Origin of the sequence: Enterobacter cloacae complex sp. IR5458, from assembly GCF_049238025.1 — a bacterium.
Taxonomy (GTDB): Bacteria; Pseudomonadota; Gammaproteobacteria; order Enterobacterales; family Enterobacteriaceae; genus Enterobacter; species Enterobacter kobei.
In genome coordinates this window covers 22,020-35,289 of record NZ_JBMKIF010000001.1, presented here as the reverse complement: position 1 = coordinate 35,289, position 13,270 = coordinate 22,020, and the positions used below count along the sequence as shown (strand labels likewise).

Annotated in this window: 15 protein-coding genes; all 15 read left to right on the top strand. The window is 55.8% G+C overall.

Annotated elements, in window-relative coordinates; genetic code table 11:
* Positions 1-8: 8 nt before the first annotated feature.
* A complete protein-coding gene (locus tag ACOTYN_RS00170; protein ID WP_014882434.1) occupies positions 9-461 on the top strand; it encodes a MarR family winged helix-turn-helix transcriptional regulator in 453 nt (150 codons plus the stop codon).
* Positions 462-545: 84 nt separating this feature from the next.
* Complete coding sequence (locus ACOTYN_RS00165; RefSeq protein ID WP_023331961.1) at positions 546-974, top strand: organic hydroperoxide resistance protein; 429 nt, start codon at positions 546-548, stop codon at positions 972-974.
* 148 nt (positions 975-1,122) lie between these two features.
* A complete protein-coding gene (gene dnaT, locus ACOTYN_RS00160; protein WP_023338998.1) occupies positions 1,123-1,668 on the top strand; it encodes a primosomal protein DnaT in 546 nt (181 codons plus the stop codon).
* Positions 1,665-2,402 carry a DNA replication protein DnaC gene (gene dnaC / locus ACOTYN_RS00155; protein ID WP_014882432.1) on the top strand — a complete coding sequence of 246 codons (738 nt, stop codon included), beginning with the start codon at positions 1,665-1,667 and terminating at the stop codon, positions 2,400-2,402. Before dnaT ends, dnaC begins: the two co-directional genes overlap by 4 nt.
* Positions 2,403-2,486: 84 nt before the next feature.
* Positions 2,487-2,969 (top strand): DUF2501 domain-containing protein, encoded by a 483-nt coding sequence (locus tag ACOTYN_RS00150; protein WP_014882431.1) that lies wholly within the window; start codon positions 2,487-2,489, stop codon positions 2,967-2,969.
* A gap of 270 nt (positions 2,970-3,239) precedes the next feature.
* Positions 3,240-5,531: a phosphatidylglycerol--membrane-oligosaccharide glycerophosphotransferase gene (opgB, locus tag ACOTYN_RS00145; protein ID WP_014882430.1), complete on the top strand. Its 2,292-nt coding sequence runs from the start codon at positions 3,240-3,242 to the stop codon at positions 5,529-5,531.
* Between the two features lie 180 nt (positions 5,532-5,711).
* Positions 5,712-6,350, top strand: a complete 639-nt coding sequence (locus ACOTYN_RS00140; RefSeq protein WP_023338996.1) for an EAL domain-containing protein — start codon at positions 5,712-5,714, stop codon at positions 6,348-6,350.
* Positions 6,347-6,889, top strand: coding sequence for a helix-turn-helix transcriptional regulator (locus ACOTYN_RS00135; RefSeq protein ID WP_023338995.1), 543 nt, complete (start codon positions 6,347-6,349; stop codon positions 6,887-6,889). Before ACOTYN_RS00140 ends, ACOTYN_RS00135 begins: the two co-directional genes overlap by 4 nt.
* Positions 6,890-6,921: 32 nt before the next feature.
* Complete coding sequence (locus ACOTYN_RS00130; RefSeq protein WP_014882427.1) at positions 6,922-7,419, top strand: Csu type fimbrial protein; 498 nt, start codon at positions 6,922-6,924, stop codon at positions 7,417-7,419.
* Between the two features lie 2 nt (positions 7,420-7,421).
* Positions 7,422-8,198, top strand: coding sequence for a fimbrial biogenesis chaperone (locus ACOTYN_RS00125; RefSeq protein WP_248217479.1), 777 nt, complete (start codon positions 7,422-7,424; stop codon positions 8,196-8,198).
* Positions 8,119-10,398, top strand: coding sequence for a fimbria/pilus outer membrane usher protein (locus ACOTYN_RS00120; protein ID WP_248217482.1), 2,280 nt, complete (start codon positions 8,119-8,121; stop codon positions 10,396-10,398). Before ACOTYN_RS00125 ends, ACOTYN_RS00120 begins: the two co-directional genes overlap by 80 nt.
* Complete coding sequence (locus ACOTYN_RS00115; protein WP_100124582.1) at positions 10,389-11,345, top strand: Csu type fimbrial protein; 957 nt, start codon at positions 10,389-10,391, stop codon at positions 11,343-11,345. Before ACOTYN_RS00120 ends, ACOTYN_RS00115 begins: the two co-directional genes overlap by 10 nt.
* Positions 11,346-11,472: 127 nt before the next feature.
* Positions 11,473-12,213, top strand: coding sequence for a winged helix-turn-helix domain-containing protein (locus ACOTYN_RS00110; protein WP_100124581.1), 741 nt, complete (start codon positions 11,473-11,475; stop codon positions 12,211-12,213).
* 1 nt (position 12,214) lies between these two features.
* Complete coding sequence (locus ACOTYN_RS00105) at positions 12,215-12,688, top strand: hypothetical protein (protein ID WP_100124580.1); 474 nt, start codon at positions 12,215-12,217, stop codon at positions 12,686-12,688.
* A 29-nt stretch (positions 12,689-12,717) separates the two neighbouring features.
* A complete protein-coding gene (locus ACOTYN_RS00100; protein WP_100124579.1) occupies positions 12,718-13,224 on the top strand; it encodes a GNAT family N-acetyltransferase in 507 nt (168 codons plus the stop codon).
* Positions 13,225-13,270 lie beyond the last annotated feature (46 nt).

Here is a 13,270-nt window from a genome sequence, read left to right as displayed (position 1 = left end):
TTCATCTCATGAACGCGAAAACGAACGACACGACCGCTGCGCTCCTGCTGGATAACCAGCTCTGCTTTGCCCTCTATTCGGCAAATCTGGCGCTTAACAAGCTGTACCGGCAGTTGCTGGCACCGCTAAACCTGACTTACCCGCAATATCTGGTGATGCTGGTGCTGTGGGAGCAGGATGACGTGACGGTATCAGACATCGGTGAACGGCTGTTCCTTGATTCCGCAACGCTGACGCCGCTGCTGAAGCGTCTGGAAAGCGCCGGTCTCATCAACCGTCACCGCTCGCGTAAAGACGAACGTCAGGTCGCTGTCACCCTGACTGATGCAGGACGTCACCTACAGCAGCAGGCCGCAGGGATCCCTCATGCGGTGGGATGCGCGGCACAGTGTGATACCGAGACCATGCTGTCGCTCAAGCAGCAGCTGGAAGTTTTGCGACAACAGATTCAACGCGCGTGACGCTATACTTTACGCGTATTTATTTACCCATGTATATCGCACGCTATTTAATAGCACACATAAAAGTAAGATGAGGAACCTGCCATGTCTTTAGAAAAAGTTGTTTATACCGCCAAAGCAAAAGCCACCGGGGGCCGTGACGGCCGCGCGACCTCTTCCGATGGCGTTCTGGATGTCAAACTGGGCGTGCCAAAAGAGATGGGCGGCATGGGGGGTGAAGTGACTAACCCTGAGCAGCTGTTTGCTGCTGGCTACTCCGCCTGCTTCCTGGGCGCAATGAAGTTTGTCGCGGCTCGCGACAAATTTGCCCTGCCTAAAGAAGCCTTTATTGAAGGTGAAGTGGGTATTGGTCCGTTGCCAACCGGTTTTGGTATCGAAGCAAAACTGAACATCCACGTTGAAGGGATGGATCAGGCGGAAGCCAAAAAACTGGTCGATGCGGCGCACATTGTTTGCCCTTACTCTAACGCGACCCGCGGCAACATCGATGTGACCCTGAATATCATCGCGTGATAAATGCCTGATGGCGCTGTGCTTATCAGGCCTATGACTGTAGCCCCGGTACGCGCAGCGCCACCGGGGAAATCCCCTCCTTCCCTTCCCCCTCTCTGTGCTACCATAAGCCCTTATCACGCCCGTCGTTATCAGTAGAGTAAGCGTTATGTCCTCCAGAATTCTGACCACCAGCATTGCTGGCATTGATGCCTTTATGCGCGACCCACGCGGTGTGTTGACTCACGCCGAAGGCGGCACGGTTGCGGTTTTTGCCGACAACGCGCCGGCGTTTTACGCAATCACGCCGGAACGTCTGGCACAGCTTCTGGAGACTGAAGCGCAATTGTCCCGCCCGGTGAGCGATGTCACGCTGGATAACCAGTTGTTTGATGAACCGGTTAACGCCCCGGTGACCGTTCCGATGGGCAAATTTGCCCTGTATGCGGGCTGGCAGCCCGACGCCGATTTTCAACGGCAGGCCGCGCTGTGGGGCATTGCGTTAACCCAACCGGCCACCGCGGAAGAGCTCGCCGCCTTTACGGCCTGGTGGCAGGCAGAGGGTAAAGTTTTCACCCATATTCAGTGGCAGCAAAAGCTCGCGCGTCATCTGCAGATTACCCGCGCCAGCAATAATGGCCAGCCAAAACGCGATATCAACGCGTTTTCAGAACCGGATAAACAGATCCCCAGTGGATTCCGAGGTGCGAAATGAAGAACGTCGGTGACCTGATGAAACGTCTGCAAAAAATGATGCCAGCTAACGTGAAGCCCGCTTTCACGACGGGGGAAGAACTGCTGGCGTGGCAAAAAGAGCAAGGAAAAATCCGTGCCGCCGCGCTCGCCCGCGAAAACCGGGCGATGAAAATGCAGCGCACGTTTAACCGCTCCGGTATTCGCCCTCTGCATCAGAACTGCTCGTTTGATAACTATAAAGTTGAAACCAGCGGGCAGATGAACGCGCTCGCCGCCGCACGTCAGTACGTGGATGAATTTGACGGTAATATCGCCAGCTTCATTTTTAGCGGTAAACCGGGCACCGGGAAGAACCATCTTGCCGCGGCCATCTGTAACGAACTGCTTCTGCGCGGTAAATCGGTGCTCATTATCACCGTGGCCGATATCATGTCCGCCATGAAAGACACCTTTAGCAACCGCGAAACCAGCGAAGAACAGCTGCTTAACGATCTGAGTAATGTCGATTTACTGGTCATCGACGAGATTGGCGTTCAGACGGAATCCCGTTATGAAAAGGTCATCATCAATCAGATTGTCGATCGCCGTTCTTCCTCCAAACGCCCCACCGGCATGCTCACAAACCACAACATCGACGAGATGACCCGCTTACTGGGTGAACGCGTCATGGACCGTATGAAGCTGGGTAACAGTCTGTATGTCATCTTCGACTGGGACAGTTACCGCAGCCGCGTTACCGGCAAAGAGTATTAAGACAGTTCCAGGAATCGCCAGCGGGACACAGGTATATAATGGAACCCCTTCCGGCCCAAAACGGACCTTTTTGAGAAAGCCATTATGAAAAAACAGATCCTTATCAGCACCTTTTTAGGCGCGCTGCTGGTTACCGGCGCAGCGCAAGCGGCGTCCTGGCAGGAGTCCCTCTCAAGCGCAGCAAACGAGCTGACCAAAGAGAGCAGCAGCACTCAGGGTGGGCTCTCCGCCTCTTCCCTCACCAGCCTGCTAAGCAACAGCTCCCAAAGCCTGAGCGCGGGCACGATGAACAACGCGGCGGGGATTCTGGAATATTGCGCGAAGCAAAAACTGGCCTCGGTGACCGACGCGCAAAACGTGAAAAACCAGGTGCTGGGTAAACTGGGTCTCGATACTCAGGAGCAAAAAGCGGATACCAGCTATATGGATGGCATTCAGGGTCTGCTTAACGCACAAAACGGTCAGCAACTTAACCTGAGCACCCTCGGCAACTCTTCTCTGGCGAAACAGGTGAAAACCAAAGCCTGCGATCTGGTGTTGAAACAAGGCGTTAATTTCATCTCCTGATTTCCCCCATTTTCTGCCACAACACGCCGCGTTTAATGCGATAGTCTTGCATCGCGGCGTGAAACGAGCGTTTTTCCAACCTGCCACCGTCTCAGCGTCCGTTTGTCAGGATGCGACCTTCTTCATAAAAACGATTTTCTAAACCAAATCCTAACAACAGCACACTTTCGTGACACTAAAATTGCAGCTAAACGACATCGCCATTACATTGTATAACCCAAAAAATAAACAGTTAGCCAGCGAAGCACCTGGCGTCATGAGGATATGCTGTTGTCAGAATTCATGTCTCTTGTCCTTTTTCTGGCTTCTGTGGGCGTTTATGCCTGGAAAGCCGGCCGTAACACCTGGTGGTTTATCGCCACACTGGTCGTACTCGGCTTTTTTATTATTTTAAACATTACCTTATACGCCAGCGATTACTTCACCGGTGACGGGATCAACGATGCGGTACTTTATACCCTGACGAACAGCCTGACGGGCGCGGGAGTGGGCAAGTACATTCTTCCGGGGCTGGGCCTGGTTGTGGCGCTGGTAACCATTTTTGGCGCACTCGCCTGGGTGCTGCGTCGCCGTCGTCATCTTCCTCACCATCATGGTTACAGCCTGCTGGCGCTTTTCCTGGCGTTAGCCTCCGTCGATGCCAGCCCGGCGTTTCATCAGATCACCGAACTGGTGAAATCTCAGTCGCGTGACGGCGATCCAGACTTCGTGGCGTACTACAAAGAGCCATCGAAAACGATCGCCAACCCGAAACTCAACCTGGTCTATATCTACGGTGAAAGCCTGGAGCGCACCTACTTCGACAACACTGCGTTCCCAAACCTGACCCCGGACCTGGGGGCGCTGAAAGATGAAGGTCTCGATTTCAGCCACACCATGCAGTTGCCCGGCACGGATTACACTATCGCCGGGATGGTGGCTTCCCAGTGCGGTATCCCGCTGTTCGCACCTTTTGAAGGTAACGCTTCAGCCTCGATGTCGACGTTCTTCCCGCAGAATATTTGCCTGGGCGATATACTGAAAAATTCCGGTTACGAAAACTACTTCGTGCAGGGTGCAAACCTGCGCTTTGCCGGAAAAGATGTGTTCCTGAAATCCCACGGTTTTGATCACCTGTACGGCTCAGAAGAGTTAAAGACGACGGTTGCCGACCCGACCTACCGCAACGACTGGGGTTTCTATGACGATACGGTACTGGACGAAACCTGGAAGAAATTCGAGGCGCTTTCCCGCGCCGGGAAGCGTTTTTCCCTCTTCGCGCTGACGGTAGATACGCACCATCCGGATGGTTTCGTCTCGCGCACCTGTAAACGCAAACGCTATGACGTGGACGGCAAAAGCAACGCCTCCTTCAGCGCCGTGACCTGTAGCCAGGAGCATATCGCCGCGCTGGTCGAGAAAATCAAAGCCTCGCCGTATTTTAAAAACACCGTCATCGTCGTCTCGTCTGACCATCTGGCGATGAAAAACAGCGCCTGGGATCAGCTCAACAAGCAGGATCGCAGCAACCTGTTCTTCGTTCTGCGCGGCGACCAGCCGCAACAAGAGGTGATCGCCACCAAACGCAACTCCATGGATAACGGCGCAACCGTGCTGGACATTTTGGGCGGCGACAACTTTATTGGCCTGGGTCGCAGCACGCTGTCCGGGCAATCCCTGTCGGAAGTGTTCCTCAACATGAAGGAGAAAATCCTCGCCTGGAAGCCCGACATCATCCGGCTGTGGAACTTCCCGAAAGAGATGAAAGACTTCACCATCGATCGGGAGAAAAACACGATTGCCTTCTCTGGCAGTAACTTCCGTCTGCCGCTGCTGGTACGGGTGTCGGACAGTCGCGTTGAACCGCTACCGGAAAGTGAATATTCCGCACCGCTGCGTTTCCAGCTGGCCGATTTCGCCCCACGCGATAACTTTGTCTGGATCGACAGGTGTTACAAAATGGGTCAGCTCTGGTCACAGCCGCTGGCGCTGTCGACCGACTGGTGCGTCTCTCAGGGGCAGCTTGGCGGGGAGCAAACCGTGCAGCATGTGGACAAAGCCCAGTGGAAAGGCAAAACCGCCTTTAAAGATACGGTGATTGATACCACACGCTATCAGCACAACATCGACATGCTGAAAATCGTCGACAACGACATTCGCTATAAAGCAGACAGCTTCATCTTCAACGTGGCCGGCGCGCCTGAAGAAGTGAAGCAGTTTAGCGGCATCTCTCGTCCGGAGTCGTGGGGACGCTGGTCAAACGCGCAGTTGGGTAACGAAGTGAAAATTGAGTACACCCATCCCCTGCCGGAGCAATTTGACCTGGTGATCACAGCCAGAGCGTATGGACCTAACGCGAATAAGCCAGTGCCGGTGCGCGTGGGCGATGAGGAGCAGACGCTGACGCTTGGGAATGATGTCAGCACGCACACTCTGCATTTTGCCAACCCATCGCGCAGCAATACCCTGGTGATTGTGCCGCCAGACCCGCAGTCCACCAATGAAGGAAATATTCTTGGCCACTCACCGCGCGAGCTCGGGATTGGCATGGTCGAAATCAAAATTGTCAGCAGACAAGGTTAATGCCTGAGCACCCGGCGTCCCTGCCGGGTGCTTATAAAAATAAATAAACCTATAAATTGATTATAAATCAGATAAAAATACCATATATAAGTCATTTTTATTTATAAATATCCCGCAAAAACACCATTCTATAAAATGTGTAACTCCTAAAGTAACGACGGAGAGTGACACACTTTTATCATGTTAACCGGCTATAAGTTCGAATCCATCCGGGCACTGCGCAGTGAACATGTGATTGCCTGGGAGGTATTGTCCACGGCAAAACCCCACGTCAATCTCGAAGACTATTTTGACGCCATGCCTTCGACGCAGCGTAAACAACTTTTCTTTGCGCAGCTTCGCCATGCCATGTTTTGCGAAGAGGGCGACAAATATTATCTCAACGCGACATCGGATTTGCTGCTGGAAACGGACTTCCTCGACAGGCTAAAAGAAGCAACACCCTGTCCGGAGAGGCTTGCTATCGAAGTGACCGATCTCCATACGATGGTACAACTCGATGATACGCAAAGCCGGGCCCTGCGGAACTGCATTGCGACACTTCATCTTTGGGGAATTGAAGTGTGGGCTGATGATGTCTGTGAAGCCATTCTTCCCGAACTGCTTGCCAGCCAGATCCGCTTCTGTGGCGTCAAAATTGACAAACATACTTTCTGGAGCGGGCGCACAGAGCAGGCGAAGTTTCTGCATCTCACCCGTCAATGTAAGCGTGTCGCCAGTAAAGTCCTTATTGAAGGCATCGAAACGGCGGGCGATTTCGCACTGGCCCGGGCGAGCGCGGCCGATTACGGCCAGGGTTATCTGTGGGGTCTAAAATGACGCCTTTCATCGCAAATGCCGGCTATCAGGTTATCGTTCTGAGCAGCAACGCTTTTTTATGGCTTGGCCTGAATTCGATCCTGTCGACAGCCGTATCACCCCGTCCTGAGGTGTACTGGATTAACAACGTTAATCCACAAGGGCTTATGCGTCTGCAGACACTGCTGCTCAATACGCACGTCGGGGGAAACTGGCTGTTATTGACGGACGCGGCCCGGGTCAACGACATTAACGCCTGGCTACACAACGCGCGGGTCAGAGTGGTTGCGGACAATGTGTCTCTCGCGCAGCTAAGCCACTGTTTTAGCGACACAAGCTTCTCTTTCGAGAATACCGCCACGCTCACCTGTCAGGAGATGCGGGTTTGCATGCTGTTCCATAAAGGATTCAGCCCGATACGTATTGCGCAAATCCTTAATAAGTCACCTAAAACGATCTACACCCACAAACGTAACGCGATGAACAAATTTTGCTGCCAGAACCTGGCGGAATTCCATCAAAAACTCTGCCTGCTGGACGCGCTCCCCTCTTCTTTGTAATTGCACTGTTATTCACGTCAGGAAATACGATCATGAGAATTATCCCTGTTGTTGTATGTTGTTCCGTTCTCCTGCTTCCTGCTGCTGCAATCGCCGCAGACAGCACCACAAGCGCGACGATGCACGTTTCACTTGAGGTGGTGAAGTCCTGCACGCTCAAAGCCAACGACCTCAATTTCTCGCGCCACGGCTCGGACGAATCAAGCGAAATTCAAGCCAAAACGCAGGTCGATATCGTCTGTACCAACGGGACGCCGTTCACGCTCTCTGCTACCAGCAACGATAGCAGTGACAACGGCACCTTCTGGCTGAAGCCAGAAAACGGTGAAACGGGCGCACAGAAGATTGCCTGGAAACTTTTTGCCGATGAGGGCAAACAGACGCAAATTACCAGCACCGATGGACTCACCGACACCGGCAACGGCATGGAACAGCAAGAGACGCTGTATGGCGTGATTGACGCAGGTGCCCTGACGACCGCGCAGGCTGGCGCCTATAGCGATGATGTCACGTTGAATCTGGTGTATTGATCATGCGTCGTTTTCTCCCCTGCTTCATTCTGTGGTTCATGATGCTGGCGCTGCTGTCACGCTACGCGATGGCCGCCACGCTTCAAGTGGCCCCAGTGACGCTCGACCTCCAGAGCGGGCAAAGCGCCTCGGCGGTCTACCTCACTAACAGCGGTAAAGCGGCCATCCATGCGCAGATACGGGTTTACGAATGGACCCAGCAAAACGGTAAAGATGTATTAACGGCCACCGACGAAGTGGTCAGCAGCCCGGCGATGACCTCACTGGCGCCGGGCCAGCAGCAGCTGGTGCGCATAATCGTGATGCAGCCAGGGATCCGTGAACAGGAGCAAAGTTACCGGCTGGTCATTGATGAGCTACCGGATGCAACGTCCCGTGCGGCCAATCCCAACGTGATACACTTTCTGCTTCGCTACTCTATTCCTGTCTTCATTGCCGGAAACCAGAATAAGCCCGTCAGCCGCGATGCCCTGAGCTGCGAACAGGCGGACACCCCGGGAACGATCCGCTGCTATAACGCCGGAAACAGCCATATCCGCCTGAGCCACCTGCAGATCCTGACAGCCGCCGGTCAGGTCGTCGGGTCGTTGAAAGGGCTGGCAGGTTATGTTCTGCCGGGACAGACCGCGCTTATAACGCTTAAGCACACTTCGCGCCACACGTTCAGCGCGTTGCGCGCCTATCTCAATGACGACCACAATGCCAGCCAGATACCCCTGCGCCCGCTTGCTTCTCGCGCTCCTGTTTTGGCTACCGCTGATGCTGTCAGCCCGGACTGAACCCGCCGCCGATACCCTGCAATGGCTGGCAATCACCGTGAACCACGATCCGCGCGGGGATCTGTGGGCCTGCCGGGTAGTGGGAGATGCGCTGTGGATGGACCACCGCGACCTCAAAAAACTGGGGCTTCGCGCCCCGGATAACGCCAACGAGTGGGTCGCGCTGACGTCCCTGCCGGGTCTGAAAGTCAGTCTCGATTTGCATGCTCAGCAGGTCTCCATTACCGCCGACGCAAAGGCACTTGAGGGCCAACAGCATCTGTCTGTCGGGAGGCCGACGCCGCAGTATCGCTATCCTGAGGCGCAGCCCATCAGCGTGTTGACGCTCGGGTATGCGCTTTATGGCAGCGGCGTAGAGGGGAAACGCCAGCTTAACGCGCAAACGTCGCTCACCGCATCCGGGGCGCTTCCCGGAACGTTCAGCAGCAGCTTTTCGAGCCATGCCGGTGAGGAAAACAGCGCAGGTCGGCCCCGCCACACACGCCTTGAAACCCGCTGGCAGTGGGACAACACAGACTCGCTCACCAGCCTGGCGCTGGGCGACAACATCACCACGGGCTCCCGCTGGAGCCGACAGGTACGCTTTGGCGGGCTGCACTGGGCGCGTAATTTTGAGCTCAATCCGCAGCTCAACACCGAACCGCGTAGCCGTTACAGCGACACGGCGGTTCTGCCTTCTACGGTCGATCTGTACATCGACGGGCTTAAGCAGAGCAGCCAGCGCGTCACGCCGGGCGATTTTCTGCTGGATACCCTGCCCTCATTTAACGGAAGCGGGCAGGCCCAGGTGGTCATTACCGATATCAACGGTCAGCGTCGTACCGTACAGCTCGATCTCTACGGTGCGCCGGGGATGCTGGCGGAAGGACTCAGCAGCGGCTCGCTGGATATCGGCTGGATGCGACAAAACTACGCCCTGCGATCCAATGACTATGCCGCCTCGCCCATGCTCGACGCAGGATGGCGCTACGGGGTGAATAACCAGCTGACGCTGGCGCTGCACACGGAGCAGCAGAGTAAACTGCGCAATGTCGGGACAGGGGTCGACTGGCTGATCTCGCCCGGGACAGGGATTATCAGCCAGCATGTCGCCATCAGCGACAGCCCCTACGGTCAGGGAAAACAGTGGGGCCTTGGCTGGCAATGGAACGGTCGCGGGACGGGGATCTCTGCCAGTACCGTTCGTACCGATGCCACATTTGCCGATAACGCCCGCATGAGCGGTACCCTCCCCGTCAGACGCAGCGATAGCGTTTGGGTCAGCCAGTCGATTCCCCATTTAGGTACCTTCGGTGCGGGCTGGGTACAGCAAAACATTCAGGGCACCAAACAACGCTATCTCAACGCCTCCTGGTCCGCCTCGCTGCCGGCACATATTTCCACCACGCTGAGCTACACCCGCTCGTTTACGGATGCGTCGAGCCACGTTCAGCTGATGCTCTCGATCCCGTTAGGGCGTGAGGATACCCTCTCCGTTCAGGCCAGCCGCGATATGCCGCGCATGGATTATCGCCATCAGCCGGACGATCAGGTCGGCGGCTGGTCATGGCAGCTGGGGCGAGGCTTTGGCGAGCACCGGGAAACCTATGCGGACGTGGGCTATCTGGGCCACGCAGGTGAGTGGCACGCCGGGATGGCGCAGGGCGCTAACTATGCCTCAGCCGAGGGTAGCCTGACGCTGCTGGATGGCAGCCTGCACACGCTGCGCTACAGCCAACAAAGCCTGGCCCTGGTCTCCACGCACGGTGTCGGACATGTGCCGGTGATGCTGGAAAACCGCCCGGCAGGCGAAACCGACGAGAAAGGGTATCTGCTGCTGACCGACCTGCCGCGTTACCACGCCAGTAAAGTCAGCATCAATCCGCTGGATCTGCCTGCCGACGTGATTGCCCCCGTCACCGACATGCAGGCCAGACCGGGCAACGGCGGCGCGGTAAAAGTCGATTTTAACGTCCATCACGCCGTCACAGTTCAGGCCCGACTGGTGGACAGCCACCACAATCCGCTCCCGCTCGGCAGCATTGTCTCAACGCCACGCGGTGCCACCATTGTGGGGCGTGACGGTTTTATCTGGCTTGAAGACCCGCCTCTGCCGGGTGAGCTGGTGGTAAAAACTGGTGAGGGTGAGTGCCGTGTCAGGCTTCCGGCCCCCCGTACTGCGTCACCCATACAAAATATTGGAGAACAACAGTGTCATTAAAAGCACCGTTCTTGTTGCTGCTTGCGGTGTCCGTGAAGGCGATGGCCGCCGCATGCTGGATAACATCACCTGCCGTCATCAACTTTGGCAATGTCGTGGCGGGCAATGCCGCGTCGACCAACACCGAAGTTAAATTTAGCTGTCAGGCTGACAACAACGGCACGACGGAATATATCAACGTCTGTCTGAGCAGTATCGACGCACCGCCCTTTCAGATGGTCTCACCGGGAGATTCGGAGGGTAAACAGTACACCCTGCTTTTCCGCCTGCTTAACGGCGACGCGCGCGCTCAGGAACTCGGTCCCGTCAGCAGCGGGGAGCTCATTCAGCAGACTCTGACCGCCGACAGCAATGCCAACATCAGCGGGAGCTTTCCGCTTATCGCCACCGTCCCGGCAGGGCAAAACCAACTTCCGGCGTACCACTATTACAACTACAACATGAATCTGCGCATCGCCTGGCACAGCGCTAGCCGTCAGGATGCACTGCAAAACTGCTCGGATGGCTCTGCGGAGGGGGAGCAGGTGCAGGGCGGTACCAATGCGCAGGCCGAAATCAGCCAGGGCTGCTACATAGAACGCGTCACCCCGCTTAACTTCGGCACCCTGAACAGTACCGCCACGCTGCGCCCGACGCGTTCCACCGCAACCCTTACCACGCGCTGTCCGGCCGGTACAGCGTTTACGCTTGGCATGGGCAACGGCAACCATGCCATCGGGAATCAGCGGCAGCTGTGTAACGATGAGGGTCAGTGCCTGCGCTACGGGCTTTGGCAGGATGCGGGTGCCACGCAAAGCTGGGGCGATCTGCACAGCGGCGATGCGCTGCATGTCACCCATCCCGCTGGCGGCATCCAGAACTTCACCGTTTACGGGGAAGTCCCCGCTCAGCCCCTGAGCGGTACAGGGGAATTTATTGATGACGTGATAATCACGCTGACTTATTAAACAGACCAAAATCCTGTCTGGATCAATGTTATCGGTAACAATGGCGTTAAAATAGCCACCAGCTCTGCATACAAGGCGTAAACCTTCTCTTTTTTATTCGTTATCTCTGTCTGTTTTACAACAACTTATGAAATACCTGCTTGCTGACGCCATCGTCTACAACGACGAGGACGGTTCTGTTTCTCTTATCAATGTACCGCCTGAGGATGCGCAGATCCTCACCTGCACAGCCAATAGCATTATGAAGCTGCTGGTGCAGCATCATGGGAACGTGGTCGAGCGGGAGACCTTCCTGCATGACGTCTGGGATCGGCGTGGGCTCCAGGGGTCTAACAATTCGTTAAACCAGTACATCAGCATCTTGCGCAAAATGCTGACCAGCCTGCTTCCCGACGTGCTGTTTATCGTCACCGTCCCCAGGACGGGCTTTATGCTCAGCGCAGACGTCACGGTAACAGCCCTGGAGGAAGAAACACCGGCCGCCGAAACGGCGAAAACTGCAGTACCCGCCCGACCGGAGCGGCTGCTCTGGGGGGCGCTTACGCTGGCGGTCGTTGCGCTGTGCCTTTGGATAACGGCTATCAAACCCGAAACCCGGCAGAAGGACATTCATCTGCTGACCCATATCGGGAACTGTCCGGTGTATACCTTTACGCCGCTGGCGGATGTGTTTCACGAGCGGGCGGCTGCGCTGGCGCAAAGCCTTCAGCAGGACGGTCACCTTCCGTGCCTGGAAAATTCAATTTTCTACATGCACATTCAGCGAACGCTTTTCTACGGCCACGAGGGACGACTGGTGCTCTCCCAATGCTCGCTCACGCAGGGGAAAGCGAGCGCCTGTCGTACGCTTTACTATTACGAGTGGTGATATGAAATACACAAAAATCTGGCTCATTCTGGCCCTTAACCTGATGATTACCGGCGCTGCACTGGCGTGGTATTTCTACACGCCACCGCTGTCGGTGGCCTGCAATGGATATCTGACCTTCTCCGACAAACGTGACAGCCACGATTTCACGTTTGACGGGGAGGTCATCATGCAGTTTCACCCCAACAAAACCGGGTACATCACGCTAAACGGTAACGTGGAGAATGCCCCAAACCACTGGGAAGTATCCCGTCAGGAGATGTTTAAATGGCGCCACGTGGAAGGGGAACTGTATGAGATCGTTATTCAAAAAGTGGAGCGTTTTGGCCATGACGCCATGCCGCCGGGCGTATTTGAGAAATACGTCGCGGGCCTGACCCAGGGGAAAAAAAGGCTCCTGGCGATAGAGCGCACGACGCATGATGCACTGGTTATCAGCAATTTTTACTCGCCGGTGCTGGTCTGCACAGAATAATACCGACGGGTCAGGCTATACTTCCCGCCATGAACATTCGCATTCGCCCTACCACCTTCAGCGATGCTGCCACCCTGCCCGCCATTGAACGCGCGGCGGGCGAGCGTTTTCGTGAAATCCCCCCTCTCGCCTGGCTTGCCGAGGGTGAGGTGATTTCAACTGAAGAGCATCTCAACTATGCCGAACGGGGGCTAAGCTGGCTGGCGCTGGCGAACGACCATCCCGTTGGGTTTATCCTCGCAGAGGCGCACGCGACATCGCTGTTTATTGTCGAACTTTCGGTGCATCTGGACTGGCAGGGAAAGGGGATTGGTCGGCAGCTCATTAACGCTGTGGCTGACCATGCCCGCGAAGGGGGGCTGTCGTCGCTGACGTTGACGACATTCTGCGACGTACCGTGGAATGCGCCGTTCTATGCGCGGCTGGGGTTTGACTACGTCACTGAACTCACGCCTGAACTGCGTCAGAAAAGGGAAGATGAGACAGCGCACGGCTTAGCGTTTGACTCCCGCTGCGCCATGCGTCTGCCGCTTTGATATCGCCCGGTGGCGCTGCGCTGACCGGGCCTACAAAACCCTGAAC

Coding starts and splice junctions, on each gene's coding strand:
- ACOTYN_RS00140 (WP_023338996.1), top strand. CDS start 5,712: ATGTTAACCGGCTATAAGTTCGAATCCATCCGGGCACTGCGCAGTGAA.
- ACOTYN_RS00100 (WP_100124579.1), top strand. CDS start 12,718: ATGAACATTCGCATTCGCCCTACCACCTTCAGCGATGCTGCCACCCTG.
- ACOTYN_RS00125 (WP_248217479.1), top strand. CDS start 7,422: ATGCGTCGTTTTCTCCCCTGCTTCATTCTGTGGTTCATGATGCTGGCG.
- ACOTYN_RS00165 (WP_023331961.1), top strand. CDS start 546: ATGTCTTTAGAAAAAGTTGTTTATACCGCCAAAGCAAAAGCCACCGGG.
- ACOTYN_RS00120 (WP_248217482.1), top strand. CDS start 8,119: ATGCCAGCCAGATACCCCTGCGCCCGCTTGCTTCTCGCGCTCCTGTTT.
- ACOTYN_RS00135 (WP_023338995.1), top strand. CDS start 6,347: ATGACGCCTTTCATCGCAAATGCCGGCTATCAGGTTATCGTTCTGAGC.
- ACOTYN_RS00130 (WP_014882427.1), top strand. CDS start 6,922: ATGAGAATTATCCCTGTTGTTGTATGTTGTTCCGTTCTCCTGCTTCCT.
- dnaT (WP_023338998.1), top strand. CDS start 1,123: ATGTCCTCCAGAATTCTGACCACCAGCATTGCTGGCATTGATGCCTTT.
- dnaC (WP_014882432.1), top strand. CDS start 1,665: ATGAAGAACGTCGGTGACCTGATGAAACGTCTGCAAAAAATGATGCCA.
- ACOTYN_RS00105 (WP_100124580.1), top strand. CDS start 12,215: ATGAAATACACAAAAATCTGGCTCATTCTGGCCCTTAACCTGATGATT.
- ACOTYN_RS00110 (WP_100124581.1), top strand. CDS start 11,473: ATGAAATACCTGCTTGCTGACGCCATCGTCTACAACGACGAGGACGGT.
- ACOTYN_RS00150 (WP_014882431.1), top strand. CDS start 2,487: ATGAAAAAACAGATCCTTATCAGCACCTTTTTAGGCGCGCTGCTGGTT.
- ACOTYN_RS00170 (WP_014882434.1), top strand. CDS start 9: ATGAACGCGAAAACGAACGACACGACCGCTGCGCTCCTGCTGGATAAC.